The 17,567-nt window shown below is 63.4% G+C and carries 14 protein-coding genes; 6 read left to right on the top strand and 8 right to left on the bottom strand.

What is annotated here, in order from left to right; genetic code table 11:
* Positions 1–142: 142 nt before the first annotated feature.
* Positions 143–1,342: a formaldehyde dehydrogenase, glutathione-independent gene (gene fdhA, locus PDMSB3_RS27100; protein ID WP_165188314.1), complete on the bottom strand. Its 1,200-nt coding sequence runs from the start codon at positions 1,340–1,342 to the stop codon at positions 143–145.
* Positions 1,343–1,633: 291 nt separating this feature from the next.
* Here fdhA and betI point away from each other — a divergent pair, with 291 nt between their 5' ends.
* The 5 genes from betI (at position 1,634) to PDMSB3_RS27075 (ending at position 7,387) form a co-directional block, all read left to right on the top strand.
* Entirely contained in the window at positions 1,634–2,221 is a 588-nt protein-coding gene (betI, locus tag PDMSB3_RS27095) for a transcriptional regulator BetI (RefSeq protein WP_165188312.1), read from the top strand.
* A gap of 63 nt (positions 2,222–2,284) precedes the next feature.
* Complete coding sequence (gene betB / locus PDMSB3_RS27090; RefSeq protein WP_007177102.1) at positions 2,285–3,754, top strand: betaine-aldehyde dehydrogenase; 1,470 nt, start codon at positions 2,285–2,287, stop codon at positions 3,752–3,754.
* Positions 3,755–3,766: 12 nt separating this feature from the next.
* Positions 3,767–5,452, top strand: coding sequence for a choline dehydrogenase (betA, locus tag PDMSB3_RS27085; protein ID WP_007177101.1), 1,686 nt, complete (start codon positions 3,767–3,769; stop codon positions 5,450–5,452).
* Between the two features lie 122 nt (positions 5,453–5,574).
* Positions 5,575–6,747 carry a class C beta-lactamase gene (gene ampC, locus PDMSB3_RS27080; protein ID WP_165188310.1) on the top strand — a complete coding sequence of 391 codons (1,173 nt, stop codon included), beginning with the start codon at positions 5,575–5,577 and terminating at the stop codon, positions 6,745–6,747.
* Between the two features lie 196 nt (positions 6,748–6,943).
* Positions 6,944–7,387 carry a hypothetical protein gene (locus PDMSB3_RS27075; protein WP_007177099.1) on the top strand — a complete coding sequence of 148 codons (444 nt, stop codon included), beginning with the start codon at positions 6,944–6,946 and terminating at the stop codon, positions 7,385–7,387.
* A gap of 4 nt (positions 7,388–7,391) precedes the next feature.
* Here the strand turns inward: PDMSB3_RS27075 and PDMSB3_RS27070 are convergent, their stop codons facing one another.
* The 7 genes from PDMSB3_RS27070 to PDMSB3_RS27040 form a co-directional block, all read right to left on the bottom strand.
* Positions 7,392–8,810, bottom strand: coding sequence for an MFS transporter (locus PDMSB3_RS27070; RefSeq protein ID WP_007177098.1), 1,419 nt, complete (start codon positions 8,808–8,810; stop codon positions 7,392–7,394).
* 142 nt (positions 8,811–8,952) lie between these two features.
* Positions 8,953–9,216 carry a hypothetical protein gene (locus PDMSB3_RS27065; protein ID WP_035516607.1) on the bottom strand — a complete coding sequence of 88 codons (264 nt, stop codon included), beginning with the start codon at positions 9,214–9,216 and terminating at the stop codon, positions 8,953–8,955.
* A 61-nt stretch (positions 9,217–9,277) separates the two neighbouring features.
* Positions 9,278–9,934 carry a sarcosine oxidase subunit gamma gene (locus PDMSB3_RS27060; protein ID WP_007177096.1) on the bottom strand — a complete coding sequence of 219 codons (657 nt, stop codon included), beginning with the start codon at positions 9,932–9,934 and terminating at the stop codon, positions 9,278–9,280.
* Complete coding sequence (locus tag PDMSB3_RS27055) at positions 9,924–12,926, bottom strand: sarcosine oxidase subunit alpha family protein (RefSeq protein WP_165188308.1); 3,003 nt, start codon at positions 12,924–12,926, stop codon at positions 9,924–9,926. The genes PDMSB3_RS27060 and PDMSB3_RS27055 overlap by 11 nt, the downstream gene beginning before the upstream one ends.
* The gene (locus tag PDMSB3_RS27050; RefSeq protein WP_165188306.1) at positions 12,923–13,297 is read right to left on the bottom strand and encodes a sarcosine oxidase subunit delta; all 375 of its coding nucleotides are present in this window, start codon (positions 13,295–13,297) and stop codon (positions 12,923–12,925) included. The genes PDMSB3_RS27055 and PDMSB3_RS27050 overlap by 4 nt, the downstream gene beginning before the upstream one ends.
* Before the next feature lie 21 nt (positions 13,298–13,318).
* Entirely contained in the window at positions 13,319–14,563 is a 1,245-nt protein-coding gene (locus PDMSB3_RS27045; RefSeq protein WP_165188304.1) for a sarcosine oxidase subunit beta family protein, read from the bottom strand.
* 43 nt (positions 14,564–14,606) lie between these two features.
* A complete protein-coding gene (locus tag PDMSB3_RS27040) occupies positions 14,607–16,001 on the bottom strand; it encodes an L-serine ammonia-lyase (RefSeq protein ID WP_165188302.1) in 1,395 nt (464 codons plus the stop codon).
* Between the two features lie 283 nt (positions 16,002–16,284).
* Between PDMSB3_RS27040 and PDMSB3_RS27035 the strand changes: the two genes are divergently transcribed.
* On the top strand, positions 16,285–17,367 hold the full coding sequence (locus PDMSB3_RS27035) for a GlxA family transcriptional regulator (RefSeq protein ID WP_007177091.1): 1,083 nt from the start codon (positions 16,285–16,287) through the stop codon (positions 17,365–17,367).
* Positions 17,368–17,567 lie beyond the last annotated feature (200 nt).

The raw sequence follows: 17,567 nt of genomic DNA, 5'->3' as shown, positions 1-17,567 counted from the left end.
GTCCAGTTGCAGAAACGCACTGAACGCAACCTGCTCAACGCTTTTTGCCGGACCACACCTTACCGTTTCCGGCTATCCATATTCCGCATGACAGCGCGGTGCGAGACCGCGCATGCAGTCCCGCGTACGTCTCATATCGCCATCAAGCCGCTTTCAGCAGCCCGTGCGGGTCGATCACGAACTTCTTCGGCGCACCGCCATCGAACTGGCGGTAACCATCAGGCGCCTGATCGAGCGACACCACCGTCACGTTGACGATATCCGCGATCGGCAAGCGGTCCCACAAGATTGCCTGCATCAGGTTCTGGTTGTACTTCATCACCGGCGTCTGTCCGGTATGGAACGAGTGCGACTTGGCCCAACCCAGACCGAAACGGATGCTCAGGCTGCCTTTGCGCGCGGCGGCATCGGCGGCGCCGGGGTCGTCCGTCACGTAAAGGCCCGGAATGCCGATCGCGCCCGCGGCACGCGTGATCTCCATCAGCGAATTGAGCACGGTGGCCGGCGCCTCCTCGTGCGAACCGCTGCTGCCGTGGCCATGTGCTTCGAAGCCGACACAGTCCACCGCGCAATCCACTTCCGGCTTGCCGAGAATCTGTTCGATCTGCTCGCCGAGCGTAGCGTCTTTCGACAGATCCACGGTCTGGAAACCCATCTTGCGCGCGTGCGCGAGACGCTCCTCGTTCATATCGCCGACGATCGTGCAAGCCGCGCCCAGCAGGCGCGCCGACGCGGCGGCCGCCATGCCCACTGGCCCCGCGCCCGCGATATATACGGTCGCGCCCGGCTTCACGCCGGCCATTACCGCGCCGTGATAGCCGGTCGGCAGAATGTCCGAGAGGCACGTGAGATCGCGGATTTTCGACAGCGCCTGCGCGCGGTCGGGGAACTTCAGCAGATTGAAGTCGGCGTACGGCACCATCACGTACTCAGCCTGACCGCCGATCCAGCCGCCCATGTCCACGTAGCCATAAGCGCCGCCGGCACGCGACGGATTCACGTTCAGGCACACGCCGGTATGCTGCGCCTTGCAGGTCGGGCAGCGCCCGCAGGCCACGTTGAACGGCACCGAGACGAGATCGCCGATCTTCAGCGTTTCGACGTCGCGACCTATCGCGATCACCTCGCCGGTAATTTCATGGCCGAGCACGAGCCCGACCTCGGCGGTCGTGCGGCCACGCACCATGTGCTGATCGGAGCCGCAAATATTGGTGCTCACCACTTTCAGGATCACGCCATGACCGATCGAACGGCCACGCGGATCGACCATCTTCGGATAGTCGATCGACTGCACTTCCACCTTGCCCTGCCCTAGATACACGACGCCGCGATTGCTGCTCATTTGTCTGTCTCCATGTCTTGTGAGCGGCGCGCCCAACTCGCCGAGTTGCCTGCAGCACGCCGTTCAACGAGCGTAGCGCCCGCTGAATGAAGCGCATGGTCCGAACGCGACATGAGTTTGGCCGGAACCGACACGTGAGGTGCAACGTGTGTTCGAGGCGCGGCAATCCGGTTTTTATTGATTGACCGTTCAATATAAAAAACCTACTATGGCCACTCGAATCCACCCGGGCGGATTGTTTTCGTCTTGCGCAGGCCGCCCGACTCTCATGCCAGCAACCGCGCCAGCACCATGCCAAAACTCGGAATGCGCGAAATCCGCCGCGCGCAACTGATCGACGCCACGCTTCTCACGATCGACCAGACCGGTCTCGCGGGGACCACGCTGGCTTCGGTCGCGCAGCGCGCGAGCATTTCCACCGGCATCGTCAGCCACTATTTCGGCGACAAGGACGGTTTGCTCGAAGCCACCATGCGTCACATGCTGCGCGATCTGTGGCAGGCCACCTCGCGCCGGCGCCGGGCGGCCAGAGCGGACCCGCGTTCGAAATTGCGCGCGGTGGTCGCCGCGAATTTCGACGCCGGGCAGATCAGCGGCCCGGCCATGAAAACCTGGCTCGCGTTCTGGTCCGAGAGCATGCACAAGCCGCAATTGCGGCGGCTGCAACATGTCAACACGCGCCGGCTGTATTCGAACCTGTGCGCGGATTTTTCCAAAGCCATGCCGCGTGCGGCAGCGCGCCGCGCGGCAAGCGGCCTCGCGGCGCTGATCGACGGACTGTGGTTGCGCGGTGCGCTGTCGGGCGAACCGTTCAACGCCAAAGCGGCGCTGCGCACGGCCAACGACTATATCGATCTGGTCCTCGCATCGCGCGAGTAAGGCCCCAGGCACGATCAGGCACGACACAGGCAGAACGCCGGCATCTTCAGAAAGGAGCAGATCATGGCGGTATTCGCAACACAACGCCTCTACATCGGCGGCGCGTACGTCGACGCAACCAGCGGCGAAACCTTCGATACGCTCGACCCCGCCACCGGCGAGACGCTCGCGAGCGTGCAGCAGGCTTCGGCGGCGGACGTCGATCGCGCAGTGCAATCTGCGCGGGAAGGCCAATACGAATGGGCCGCGCTCACGGCCATGCAGCGTTCGCGCGTTCTGCGCCGCGCGGTCGAGATTCTGCGCGAGCGCAACGACGAACTCGCCGCGCTCGAAACTCGCGACACCGGCAAGCCGATTGCGGAAACGCTCGCGGTGGATATCGTCACCGGCGCGGACGTGATCGAGTATTACGCGGGACTCGCCACTGCCATTGAAGGGCAACAGATTCCATTGCGGCCCACGTCGTTCGTTTATACGCGGCGTGAGCCGCTTGGCGTGTGCGCGGGCATCGGCGCATGGAACTATCCGATCCAGATCGCCTGCTGGAAGTCGGCTCCCGCGCTCGCGGCCGGCAACGCGATGATCTTCAAGCCGAGCGAAATCACACCGTTGTCGGCGTTGAAGCTCGCCGAAATCTATACCGAAGCCGGCGTTCCCGCAGGCGTGTTCAATGTCGTGCAAGGCGACGGACGTGTCGGCGCGATGCTGGCCGCGCATCCGGACATCGAGAAAATTTCGTTTACCGGCGGCGTGGAAACGGGCAAGAAGGTGATGTCGCTGGCGGGCGCCTCGTCGCTGAAAGAAGTGACGATGGAGCTCGGCGGCAAGTCCCCCCTCCTCGTATTCGACGACGCCAACCTCGAACGCGCCGCCGACATTGCGATGAGCGCCAACTTCTTCAGTTCCGGCCAGGTTTGCACCAACGGCACGCGCGTGTTCGTGCAACGTAGCGTGCTGGAACGCTTCGAGACGCTGGTGCTGGAACGCGTCAAGCGCATTCGCGTGGGCGCGCCTACCCATGCCGATACCAACTTCGGTCCACTGGTGAGTGCCGCGCAATTGCAGAAAGTGCTGGGATACATCGAAAGCGGCAAGCAGGAAGGCGCGCGACTCATAGCGGGCGGCAAGCGCCTCACCGAAGGTCACTTCGGCAACGGCCAGTACGTCGAGCCGACCGTATTCACCGGCTGCCATGACGACATGCGCATCGTGCGCGAGGAGATCTTCGGCCCGCTCATGAGCATTCTCGTGTTCGACGACGAAGACGAAACCATCGCGCGCGCGAACCGCACCGCTTATGGGCTCGCCGCGGGCGTCGTGACCGAGAACCTGGCGCGCGCGCATCGTGTGATTCATCGTCTGGAAGCGGGCATCTGCTGGATCAACACGTGGGGCGAGTCGCCCGCGGAAATGCCGGTGGGCGGCTACAAGCAATCGGGCGTGGGCCGCGAAAACGGCCTCACCACGCTCGAGCATTACACCCGCATCAAGTCCGTGCAGGTCGAACTCGGCCCGTATCAACCGGTGTTCTAAGGAGGCAGGGCGATGGCTGCGAACGAATACGACTACATCATCGTGGGCGCAGGTTCGGCGGGCAATGTGCTCGCCTCGCGCCTCACCGAAGACGCGGACGTGACCGTGCTGCTGCTCGAAGCGGGCGGCCCCGACTACCGTTTCGACTTCCGCACGCAGATGCCGGCCGCGCTCGCCTATCCGCTGCAAGGACGCCGCTACAACTGGGCGTACGAAACAGACCCCGAGCCGCATATGAACAACCGGCGCATGGAGTGCGGGCGCGGCAAGGGGCTCGGTGGCTCGTCGCTGATCAACGGCATGTGCTATATCCGCGGCAATGCGCTCGATTACGACGGCTGGGCCGCGCACGCGGGCCTGGAAAACTGGACCTATCTGGATTGCCTGCCGTATTTCCGCAAGGCCGAGACGCGCGACGTGGGCGCGAACGCGTACCACGGCGGCGACGGTCCGGTGCACGTCACCACGAGCAAGCCCGGCAACAACCCGCTCTTTGCCGCGATGGTCGAAGCCGGTGTGCAGGCGGGCTTTCCGCGCACCGACGATCTGAACGGCTATCAGCAGGAAGGCTTCGGCCCGATGGATCGCACGGTCACGGCGAACGGCCGGCGCGCCAGCACGGCGCGCGGCTATCTGGATCGCGCGAAGGCGCGGCCCAATCTGACCATCGTCACGCATGCCGTGACGGATCGCGTGCTGTTCTCCGGCAAGCGCGCGGTCGGCGTTGCGTATCTGCATCATGGCAATGCGCTGAATGCGCAGGCACGCCGCGAGGTGATGGTGTGCAGCGGCGCGATTGCTTCGCCGCAATTGCTGCAGCGCTCGGGCGTGGGCCGTTCCACGTGGCTGCGCGAACTGGACGTTCCGCTCGTTCACGATCTGCCGGGTGTGGGCGAGAACCTGCAAGACCATCTGGAGATGTATATCCAGTACGAGTGCAAGGAGCCGGTTTCGCTTTATCCGGCTTTACAGTGGTGGAATCAGCCGGCCATTGGACTCGAATGGATGCTGAACGGAACCGGCATCGGCGCGAGCAACCAGTTTGAAGCAGGCGGCTTTATCCGCACGCGCGACGAGGATCTGTGGCCGAACATCCAGTATCACTTCCTGCCGGTCGCGATCAATTACAACGGTTCGAACGCGATCAGGATGCACGGCTTCCAGGCGCACGTCGGTTCGATGCGCTCGCCGAGCCGTGGCCGCGTGAAGCTCACCTCACGCGATCCGAACGCGCATCCGGGCATCCTGTTCAACTATATGGCTGATCCGCTCGACTGGCGCGAGTTCCGCGACGGCATTCGCATCACGCGCGAAATCATGCGGCAACCGGCGCTCGACCGTTATCGCGGCCGCGAACTGAATCCCGGCGCCGATCTGACTACCGACGAACAACTCGACAGCTTCGTGCGCATGCGGGCGGAGACAGCGTTTCATCCGTCCTGTTCCTGCAAGATGGGCTACGACGACATGGCCGTGGTCGACAACGAAGGCCGCGTGCACGGCATGCAAGGACTGCGTGTGGTGGATGCTTCGATCATGCCGCGCATCACCACCGGCAATCTGAACGCGCCGACCATCATGCTGGCGGAGAAGATAGCCGACCGCATTCGCGGACGCGAGGCGCTGGCGCGGGTGGATACGCCCTATTTCGTGGCGAATGGCATGGCATCGCGCAAACGGGAGAGCGCGACGGTGTGACGCTGGTCCTTGTGCACAAGATTTTCTTTACCCTCGCGCAACTTATCCTCGATTGTCAGCGCTGCGCAAAAGCCGGATAGTGCGGGCTCATTCGTAGACACACAATCAAGGAACCGCGAGCAATGAAGTTCAAAGCCCTCAGCCTTACGGCGACCGTCGTCTTTGCATTGTGCGCCACCGCTTCGATGAGCCGCGCAGCCGACGTCACGCAAGACAGCATCCAACGCACGGTCGATGCGGCGATCCGCCCGCTCATGGCGAAAGACGGTATTCACGGCATGGCGGTCGGCATCGTCGCGGGGGGCAAGGCTTATGTGTACAACTACGGCGTGGCGTCGACGGAAACCGGCAAGCCCGTGACCGGCGACACGCTTTTCGAGCTCGGCTCGATCAGCAAGACTTTCACGGCAACGCTGGCTTCGTATGCGCAAGTCAGCGGCAATCTCTCGCTGTCGGATACGACAGGCAAGTATCTGCCTGTGCTTCAGGGCAGCCAGTTCGGCAACGTGAAGCTGATCAATCTGGGCACGCACACGCCGGGCGGGCTTCCGTTACAAGTGCCCGACGAGATCCACGACAACGACGAACTCATGCAGTATTTCAAGGCATGGCGGCCCAGTTGCGCGCCGGGCACGTGCCGGACTTATGCCAATCCCGGCATCGGCACGCTCGGTCTGATCACGGCGAAAAGCATGGGCCAGGATTTCACGCTGCTGATGGAACAGCGCATGTTTCCCGCGCTGGGATTAAAGAACAGCTACATCGACGTCCCAGAAGCGCGGATGCCGGATTACGCGCAAGGCTATAAAAAGGATGGCGCGCCGATCCGAATGGCGCCCGGTGTGCTATCCGACGAAGCCTACGGCGTCAAGTCCACCGCCGCAGATATGACGCGCTTCATGCAGGCCAACATGAATCTGCTCCCGCTCGACGCGAAGTTGCAGCGCGCGATCACGCAGACGCACACCGGTTACTTCAAGGCAGGCGTGTTGACCCAGGATCTGATCTGGGAGCAATACGCGTATCCGGTAGCGTTGAAGACGTTGCTGGCGGGCAATTCGTCCACGATGGCTTTAAAGGCAACGCCCGCAGTCGAGATCAAGCCACCGCTCGCGCCTCGGCAGGATGTCTGGATCAACAAGACCGGTTCGACCAATGGGTTCGGCGCGTATGTGGCGTTCGTCCCGGAGAAGCAATTGGGCATCGTCATGCTCGCCAACAAGAACTTTCCGAATGATGATCGGGTGAGCGTGGCTTATAAGATTCTGACGGCGCTTGCCGACGCCGCGCGTTGAATAGGATGGGGCATGAGCCCGCAGTTCAGATGTGCCGTTCGCGTACAACTCATGAAGACCCTCGTTTCCCGGACGATGAATAACGTATTGATCACCCCGCTCAGATCGAGTCGCAGTCCAGCCGGACCCGCGCAGCGCGGCCGAGGACTGTAAATCGCCGCATGCGCGAGTCCGCTCCTTTCCGGCAACCCGACCAATGAGCATCCGTCGGTTGAGCGCGACCGTTGCATTCATCTTCGCGACCGGACTCGCTAACGCGCAGCAGGCTGCCTCCGCGCCGGTACCATCGGCGGCTGGATTCGCCGGCAAATGGGTGGTGACTGATGTCGTGTCGTACGCCCCCATCTCAACGGGCATTCCTGGGGCAAAACAGATCCTCGGCAAGGTTCTGGCCATCTCACCGACACGTATCGAATTCAATCACCAGGCCTGCACGCCGCATGACGGCTTCGTGGTCAGCGAGGTGGACAGCGCCATCAAGCTGAAAGAGCTTTACAACGTCTATCCACCGGATGTCGGCTTGCCCGCCCGCACCACGTTGCTCGACAGCGCGAACTGTACGGCCGTTTTCCGCATGGCCGACAACCGCGTCGCGTTCGCGTGGAACGGCGTGATGGTGCGCGCTATCCACAAGCCGTGAACCTTCAATCCCGCACCGGACTCAACACCCCACGCGCATCGGTCTCAACCGCCTCCGACACCAGCGTCTCCAGCGCCAACCCACGCGTCTCGATACCAAGAATCCACACCGCCGCCGCAGCGATCACAAAACACATCGCGCCGAGCGAGAACACACCGCCCTGACCGAACACCGGTAGCACCACGCCCACCACATAAGGTCCGATCAACGAACCCACGCGGCCAATCGCCGACGCGAAACCCGAACCCGTCGCCCGCGCGCCAGTCCCGTACAACTCCGGCGTGTAGGTGTACAACACCGCCCACATCGCAAACAGGAAGAACTGCATCGCGAGCCCGGCGCAGATCAGCAAGGTCGGCGTCTGCGCGTGCAGCGCGGTTTGTCCATACACGTAAGCCATCACCGCACTGCCCGCAAGCGACGCAATGCAAGTCGGCTTACGTCCCCAGCGTTCGACCAGCCAGGCCGCACAGATAAACCCCGGAATACCGCCGAGCGAAATCAGCACCGTGTACAGCACCGACTTCGTCACGGCGAAGCCGGCCTGCTGCATCAACGCGCCGAGCCACGACGTGAGCCCATAGAAACCGAGCAGCGCGAAGAACCACAGGGTCCACACCATGATCGTCCGACGCCGGTACGCTATGCTCCAGATCTCGCGGAACGCGCCCGTGCCCTGAGCGGCCGGCGGCTCGGCGAGCATCGCTGGCGCGCGCAACTGGCTCAGCCCGGCCGCTTTCATCACTTTCACTTCAACTTCCGCGAGAATCTTGTCGGCTTCGCCGAAACGTCCGCGATGTTCGAGCCAACGTGGGGACTCCGGCACCACGCGGCGCACGATCAGCACGAACACCGCGGGAATCGCGAGCAGCGCGAACTCCGTGCGCCAGCCGAACGTCGGCAGCACGAAGTACGACACCACGCCCGAAGCAATGAAACCGAGCGGCCAGAATCCGTCCATCAGCGCAATCAGACGGCCGCGCGACGCTGCCGGCACGAACTCCGACAGCAATGTCTGCGCAATCGGAAATTCCATGCCCATGCCGAAACCGAGCAGCACGCGATAAAAGATCAACGCTTCGACGCTCTGCGCCGTCGAACACAAATACGACGCGAGCCCCCACAACACCATGCTCCACTGAAACACCGGCCGGCGTCCGAAGCGATCCGCCAGCAATCCGGCAATCGCCGCGCCGATCACCATGCCGAAGAAGCTCGCGCTGGCCACCAGACCCGCCGTCGCGGTGGATAAGCCGAATTCCGTCCTGATCGAGCCGAGCACGAAGGTCATCGTGCCGAGATCGACGGAATCGAAAAAGAACGCGATCGCGATGATGATGAAAATGGTCCGGTGGTAACCGGAGAACGGCAGTCGTTCGAGTCGGGCGGCTGCGCTCGCGCGAGGCTGATAAGCAGTAGACATGTCATCCCCTGGTTGGTGCGGCGGCTGCCGCGTGGGTACTCCGGCGAGTTTTCAGTAGACGCCGACATAAATCGGCCACATAGAAGAAATACGTCATCGGGATGGAACGGGGGCGTCGTTCCGCACACGCGCGTTTCGTGAGTTACGTTCGCAGACGTGCGCGCGCGGCGCCGGCAATGCGCGCGAGCGTATCCGCACTCAGCCGTGCGGCGATTTTTTCGACGTATTCATGGTGACGCGCCTGCAGCGGCGCACCGAGTTGTTGCGCGAGCAGATAACGGATCAGCGCGATGCGCCGGTGCCGCAGCACGATGCTCTGGTCGAGCAACGCCAGCGCGGCATGGGCATCGCCCTCGTGGCACGCGCGCTCGGTGAGACGCGCGGTGGCTAGACGTGTCGACGTCATGTCGGTCATTCAGCGCGAAAGGCGCGAGCGGTCCGGTTTGGCAACCGCCGCTCGCCGCGCCTTACGACATCAGCGGCTCGGCCGCGTCGAGCATGATCTTTACGAAGTAGTCCGCAAAGCTGCGGCGCACGACAATGTCGAAACTGTTCGCGCCGGTTGGCAGCAACGTGATCGATGCCTTGAAATAGTGGCTCTGCGCACACAGCCCTTCGCCGAACAGTTTGGGATGCAGATCGAGCGGGCAACCGCGCGACAGCACTTCGCGCGTGCGCGTGCCGCTGATTTCGAGCACCGTATAGCCGCTGCCGATATCCACCGCCGACGCGAACACACCCGCGAACGCGGCGCCGAGTTTCGCCTGCAACGGAGCGGTACGCGTCGCGTCGTGTGCGACGGCCGAGCGCGCCAGCCACTCGTCCGGGCCGAGCCACAGCACGTCGTAGCCGTTGCCGCGCGCCACCGTGTTCGCCTTCTCAGGCGGACGGCAGCCGATCACGCTCTCTACTGCGCGCACGAATGCGGCATCACGTGTATCGCCGCGCACGTTCACCAGTTCCAGAAACGGCCGCTCGCCCAGCCTGAACGCCGCGGATGCCGTCGCCTGATGTTTTTTCAGCAGCGCGTCCGCGCCCACCAGCGGCGACTCCTGCCACACGCCAGTCTGTTTGCCGACCGCGCGATCCACGACCGACGCCGTCCCTCTTGTTTCATTCCACATGTTGACGTGCTCCTTCGCTGTCGTAGAACACCGAACTGGTAACCTTCGCTGCAATCTGTTTGCCGCTCGCAAGCGGAATCGTGACCGTCTCGCCGATCTTGTCGAGACCGCCCTTCACGACCGCCATCGCGATCGAGCGCTTCAGGATCGGACTGTAGTAGCTCGACGTGACGTGGCCGAGCATCGGCGCCGTGTCGCCCTGGAACGGTCCGGCGACGATCTGCGACCCTTCGGGTATCACGAACGACGGGTCGTCCGAAAGCAAGCCGACCAGTTGCTTGCGCCCGGCCTTCGCCGTGTCCGAACGGGTCAGCGAACGCTTGCCGAGAAAGTCCTTCGACTTGGCGACGAGCCCGCCCATGCCGAGGTCGTACGGCGTCATCGAACCGTCCGTATCCTGGCCGACGATGATGTAGCCCTTCTCCGCACGCAGCACGTGCATCGTTTCGGTGCCATACGGCGTGATGTCGAATTCCGCGCCCGCGGCCATCAGCGCTTCCCATACCGCGCGTCCGACGTTGGCCGGCACGTTCACTTCATAAGCGAGTTCGCCCGAGAAGCTGATGCGCATCACGCGCGACGCGGCGCCCGCCACGGTGCCTTCGCGATAGCTCATGAACGGGAACGCCGCGTTGGCGAAGTCGATGTCCTGGCAGACCTTCTGCAGCACCTTGCGGCTGTTCGGACCGACCACGGCGAAGGTGGCCCAATGGTCCGTGACCGACGCGAGCCGCACGCGCATGTCCGGCCACTCCGTCTGCAGCCAGCGTTCGAGCCACGTGAGCACGCGTGCCGCGCCGCCGGTGGTGGTCGTCATCATGTAGTGCTGGTCGGCGAGGCGCACGGTCACGCCGTCGTCGAAGACCATGCCGTTTTCGTCGAGCATCAGGCCATAGCGGCACTTGCCGACTTCCAGCTTGCTCCACGGATTCGTATAGACCCAGTTCAGCAGCTTCGCCGAATCGGGGCCCTGAATGTCGATCTTGCCGAGCGTCGAGGCGTCGAGAATGCCAACGCTCGTGCGTACCGCGAGCGACTCGCGCGCCACTGCCGCGGGCAGATCCTCGCCGGCTTTCGGGTAGTACCACGGACGCTTCCAGTTGCCCACGTCCTCGAAGGCAGCGCCGTTTTCCACGTGCCACTCGTGCACCGCCGTCTTGCGCACCGGATCGAGAAACTCGCCCAGCTCGCGGCCGGCAAACGTGCCGAAGGTGACCGGCGTGTAGTTCGGCCGGAACGTGGTCGTGCCGGTCTCGGGAATCGTCTTGCCGAGCGCCTGCGCGAGAATCGCCATGCCGTTGATATTGCCGAGCTTGCCCTGGTCGGTGCCGAAACCCATCGCCGTATAGCGTTTGACGTGTTCGACCGATTCGAAGCCTTCACGCGCCGCAAGGAAAATATCCGCAGCGGAGACGTCGTTCTGGAAGTCGATGAACTGCTTCGGCCCACGCGTAGCCAGTTCGCGTCCGCCGACCAGCCACAGCGGCTGCATCTTCGCTTCCGTGATCTCGGCCACCTGCACCGGATTCGGGCGTGCAACGATGAAGCCCGCCGCGCGCGCCGCCTCGACGCCCGCATCCACCGCGAAGCGGATGCCCTGGCCGAGCGTGAAGTCGCCGGCACAGGCACCGATGCTCGTTTCCGCCTGCATCGCCTTGCCCGGCACGAAGCAGGCCTTCCCGTCATGCCAGTGCGCCTTGCCGCCCGATTGCGCGAACAGATGCAGCACCGGGCTCCAGCCGCCGGACATGGCGAGCAGGTCGCACGACAACTCGCCTTGCTTCGCACCGACCTGTCCGTTCGGATACGACGCCAGTTCGACCGAAGCCACGCGCAGTTTGCCGTGTGCCGCAGTGATCACCGTGCCGCTCATCACCTTGACGCCATAGCGCCTTGCGAGCGCCGGCAGCGTGCCCTTCGATTCGCCCGCGCGCGGATCGACCACCGTCACCTGGGCGCCGGCCGCTTTCAGATCGAGCGCGCACTGGTAGCCGTCGTCGTTGTTCGTGAAGACCACCGCGTTGCGGCCCGGCAGCACCGCATAGCGATGCAGATAGGTCGACACGGCCGACGCCAGCATCACGCCCGGCAGATCGTTGTTGCCGAACACGATGGGCCGTTCATGCGCGCCGGTCGCGAGAATCACCCGTTTCGCGCGGATCTTCCACATCAGTTCGCGCGTGCCCTTGCGCTGCGATACCGGCAGATGCTCGGTGAGCCGCTGCGTGACCGTCACGAGGTTGTGGTCCTGATAGCCGAACGCCGTGCTGCGGCACAGGATTTTCACGTCGGGCATTTGCCGCAGTTCGTCTTCGATCTTGTGCACCCAGTTCAGCGCGGGCTTGCCGTCGATCTCCGCGCGGCACGACAGCAGCGAGCCGCCGAGTTCCGGCTGATCGTCGACCAGCGTCACGCGCGCGCCGGACAACGCGGCTGCGTGCGCGGCCGCGAGGCCGGTCGGGCCGCCGCCCACCACCAGTACGTCGCAATGCGCAAAGCACTTGTCGTAGCGGTCCGCGTCGGTGTGTTCCGGCGCCTTGCCGAGACCGGCCGCGTCGCGGATCACTTCTTCGTACTTCGGCCAGAATTTGCGCGGCCACATGAAGGTCTTGTAATAGAAGCCCGCCGGAATGAAGCGCGCGATCTTCTGGTTGACCGCCATGCGGTCTTTCTCGATGCTCGGCTTCGCGTTCACACTGGTGGCGACGAGTCCCTGGTACAGCTCGACTTCGGTGGCGCGCGCATTCGGCACCGTGTATGCGCCGGTTTCGAGTTGCACCACGGCATTCGGCTCTTCCACACCCGCCGTGACGATGCCGCGCGGTCGGTGATACTTCCAGCTACGCGCCACGAAATGCTCGCCGTTCGCGAGCAGCGCGGAGGCCAGCGTGTCGCCCTGATAACCCTGGTACTGGCGGCCGTTGAACGTGAAGGTCAGTGGCATCGCGCGATTGATGCGCCCGCCGTTGGGGAGTCGGTCTTTCTGGCTCATGGTGCCTTGCCCTCTTGTGCCTGGTTCGGTGCCTGGTTCGGTGCCTGGTTCGGTGCCTTGTTTTGTGCCTTGTTTTGTTCGTTAGGCTCGTTGCTGTCCATCGCGAGCAGCGGTCGCTCGAACGTCTCGTAGCCCTGGATCTCGTAGCTCACGGTGTCGCGCTGCGCTTTGAACCAGCGGCGGCAGCCTTGCGTGTGCAGCCATTGCTCGCGATGCACGCCGCGCGGGTTTTTGCGCATGAACAGGTAGTCACCCCATTCCTTGTCGCTGAGTTTGTCGGTGTCGAGCGGACGGGCAATGTCCGCTTCGCCGCCGCAGGAAAATTCGGTTTCGGCGCGTGGCCCGCACCAGGGGCATTCGATCAACAGCATTGGGTTCTCCAGTGCGTGGCGTTAATGGGCGACGGCGGCGGCGCCGTGCTCGTCGATCAGGTGGCCGGTATAGAAACGGTCCAGCGAGAACGGCGCGTTCAGCGGATGCGGCTCGTCCTTCGCGATGGTGTGTGCGTAGGCCCATCCCGAACCCGGCGTTGCCTTGAAGCCGCCCGTGCCCCAGCCGCAATTGAAATACAGGCCCTTCACATCGGTCTTGCTGATGATCGGGCAGGCGTCCGGCGACACATCCACAATGCCGCCCCACTGCCGGTTCATCCGCACCCGCGAGAACACCGGGAACATTTCGACGATCGCTTCGAGCGTGCCTTCGATAATCTGGAAACTGCCGCGCTGACCAAAACCCGTGTACTGGTCCACGCCCGCGCCGATCACCAGATCGCCCTTGTCGGACTGGCTGATATACGCATGCACCGCATTCGACATCACCACCGTATTGACCACCGGCTTGATCGGCTCCGACACCAGCGCCTGCAACGGGTGGCTCTCCAGCGGCAGCCGCACGCCGGCCATGTCGGCGAGTGTCGACGTATTGCCCGCCGCCACCACCGCGACTTTCTTCGCCTTGATGAAACCCTTCGTGGTGTCCACGCCGACCACCTGGCTGCCGTTGCGGCGAATACCCGTGACCTGGCAGTTCTGCACGATATCGACACCGGCCTGATCCGCGCCGCGCGCGAAACCCCAGGCCACCGCATCGTGACGCGCCACGCCGCCGCGGCGCTGGATCGACGCGCCGAGCACCGGGTAGCGGCTGTTCAGATTGATGGTCGGCTCGATTTCCTTGATCTGCGCGGGCGTGAGGAATTCGGCGTCCACGCCGTTCAGCCGGTTCGCATTCACGCGGCGCTCGGTGTCGCGCACGTCCTGCAACGTATGCGCGAGATTCATCACGCCGCGCTGGCTGAACATGACGTTGTAGTTCAAGTCTTGCGACAACCCTTCCCACAACTGCATGGCTTTCTCGTAAAGCGCGGCCGACTCGTCCCACAGGTAATTCGAGCGCACGATGGTCGTATTGCGCGCCGTATTGCCGCCGCCGATCCAGCCCTTCTCCAGCACGGCGACATTGCGCACGCCGTGCTCTTTCGCCAGGTAATACGCGGTGGCGAGACCATGCCCGCCGCCGCCGACGATCACGACGTCGTATTCACGTTTGGGCTCGGGGCTCTTCCACTGTCGCTCCCAGTTCTCGTGATACGACATCCCGTTGCGCAACAGGCTGAATATCGAATAGCGGCTCATCGTCGGTCCTTGTGGATACTCGTGCTTAATGCTTCGTTACTGTTCAACACTCGATGACGTTCACGGCCAACCCGCCGCGCGACGTCTCCTTGTATTTCGTCTTCATGTCGGCGCCGGTTTCGCGCATCGTCTTGATCACATTGTCGAGCGATACGTAATGCTGGCCGTCGCCCTTCATCGCCATGCGCGCGGCGTTCAGCGCCTTGATCGCGCCCATTGCGTTGCGTTCGATGCACGGAATCTGCACGAGCCCGCCGACCGGGTCACAGGTCATGCCGAGGTTGTGTTCCATGCCGATTTCGGCAGCGTTTTCCACTTGCGTCGGCGTGCCGCCCATCACGGCGGCGAGCGCCGCGGCGGCCATCGAGCACGCCACGCCCACTTCGCCCTGGCAGCCCACTTCGGCGCCGGAGATCGACGCCGTTTCCTTGTAGATGATGCCGATCGCCGCGGCCGTCAGCAGGAAGTTGACGATGCCTTCGTCGTTCGACGCGTGCATGAACTTCACGTAGTAGTGCAGCACGGCGGGAATCACGCCGGCCGCGCCGTTGGTCGGCGCCGTGACGACGCGCCCGCCCGCCGCGTTTTCTTCGTTGACGGCCATTGCGTACAGGTTGACCCAGTCGAGCATGGAGAGCGGATCGCGCAACGACTCTTCCGACCGCGAGCGCAGTTGCGCGCACAGATCGGCGGCCCGGCGCTTCACGTGCATCGGGCCGGGCAATTCGCCGCGCACCTTGCAGCCGCGTTCGACGCAAGCGGACATGGCGCGCCAGATGGCCAGCAGCCCTTCGCGTACTTCCTGCTCGGGACGCGCCGCGCACTCGTTGCGCAGCGTGATCTGCGCGATCGACAGGCCCGTTTCGCGGCAGACGCGCATCAGATCGTCGCCGGTACGGAACGGATACGGCACCTGGGCGCCGGCGCGCACGCCGTTCACGCGATCGCCTTCGCGATTCACCACGAAGCCGCCGCCGATCGAGTAATACTCCTTCTCCACCAGCAGTTGACCGTTTTCGTCGAAGGCCTGAAAGCGCATGCCGTTCGGATGCACGATGCCCGAACCCGGCGCGCCCGGCATCAGCTTGCGGAAGAAGCCGAGATGCTCGCGTTCGTCGAATTTCACGGCATGCTTGCCGAGCAGAACCAGTTGTCTGGTCGCGCGGATGGTCTGCAGGCGTGGCTCGATCAGGTCCGGGTCGATAGAATCGGGCAGATTGCCTTCGAGTCCCAGCAGCACCGCCTTGTCCGTGCCGTGCCCTTTGCCGGTTGCGCCGAGCGAGCCGAACAGATCGACCTTCACGCTGCGCACGAAGCCGAGCAGATTGGCGTCTTCGATATGCGAGGCGAAGCGGCATGCAGCGATCATCGGCCCGACCGTGTGCGAGCTGGAAGGACCGATGCCGATCTTGAACAGATCGAAGACGCTGACGTTCATGGCGTGCCTTGTGCGTTGCGATGCCGTGGGTGGATTTGCCCCTATTGCACCGCACGTCAATTTGAATCGATAGAATAAAAACGGCATGACCGTGGGATAGTGGCGTCAAGCGGGCCGCCGGCAAAGCGCCGCGGCGCATTTACGAAGACTTCTGACGCATTTGCGACAGGCGCCGGGCTTGCGGCTGGCGATGCTGGCGGCACGGCGCCGCCCGGCACGCGCGCGGCGCCCCTCATTCCCGGTGCTATGCTTGATCCAACCCTTTCCCTTGCTGGCTGCGTGCATGAATTCCGCTGAACCGCTTCCCCTTCAATCGATAGACGGCACTTCGAAGCAGCGCATCCGCTTCGGCATCATCCTGTTGCCGAATTTCACGCTGACGGCGTTCTCGGGTTTCGTCGACCTGCTGCGCCTGTCCGCGGACGAAGGCGACTTCAGCAAGCCGGTGCGCTGTTCGTGGAGCGTGATAGGGGAAACCCTCGCTCCGGTGCGAGCGAGCTGCGGCATTCAGATCACGCCGTGGGAAACGTTCGACACCGCCGAACCGTTCGATTACGTGGTGGTGGTAGGCGGCCTGCTGCATTCCGGGCCCGCCGCGAATGACGCGACGCTTGCCTTCATCCGCCGCGCCGCCGCTGCCGATGCGACGCTCGTCGGCATGTGCACGGGGGTGTTCTCGCTGATGCGCGCGGGCGTGCTGGACGGCCACCGTATCTGCGTGAGCTGGTTTCACTACTGGGATTTCATCGAACGCTTTCCGTCGGTCAACGAGGAGGCGCTGGTCGCCGACAGGCTGTTCGTGATCGACCGCCGGCGTATTACGTGTTCAGGCGGACGCGCGTCGATCGATGTGGCTGCTGCGATATTGTTGCGCCATTTCGAAACCGCCACGGTGCAGAAGGCGTTGCGTATTCTGCTTGTCGACGACATGCAGAAAGGCAATGCGCCGCAGCCGCATCCACCGGGACTCGCGCCGGCCGCGCATCCGAAGGTGAAGCGCGCGATTCTGCTGATGGAACAGCACGTGGGTCGTTCTTTATCGCTCGATGAACTCGCGCGCAAGCTGGATCTTTCGCCGCGTCAGTTGGAGCGGCTTTTCAAAGCGCAGACGGGGAAGGCGCCGCAGGCTTACGCGAAGCAGGTGCGTTTGCGCACCGCCGCGTGGTTGCTTACGAGTTCGGATAAGACGGTGGCCGACATTGCGTCGAGCTGCGGGTTTTCGGATGCTTCGCATTTGGGCCGTGAATTCCGCAAGCAATTCGGTTTGCCGCCGATGATGTATCGCGAGCAGCGCGGCACCGCGGCGGAGGCGGAAGATAGCGGGGATTATGATGAGACGTTTCCGGGGCGGGCGCGGGCGATTTGAGGTTGCTTAGGGACACGACTTTGCCAGGCACTCCCCCGGTGTAAGCGCGCGGCCAACAGGCGGCCGGCCACTCCGCCCGGACTCTCTTTAATTCTGTTTCTTATCATCGTCGTCCCTATTGGTTGTACTTGGATCTAGCCCAAGCACCCTATAAGGACTGCAACAAACGAAAAATCCGACAACTCCTAAAAATACGGCAT

It is taken from the genome of Paraburkholderia dioscoreae (assembly GCF_902459535.1).
In the GTDB taxonomy this organism is placed as follows: Bacteria; Pseudomonadota; Gammaproteobacteria; order Burkholderiales; family Burkholderiaceae; genus Paraburkholderia; species Paraburkholderia dioscoreae.
This window is presented reverse-complemented; position numbering and strand designations above follow the sequence as displayed.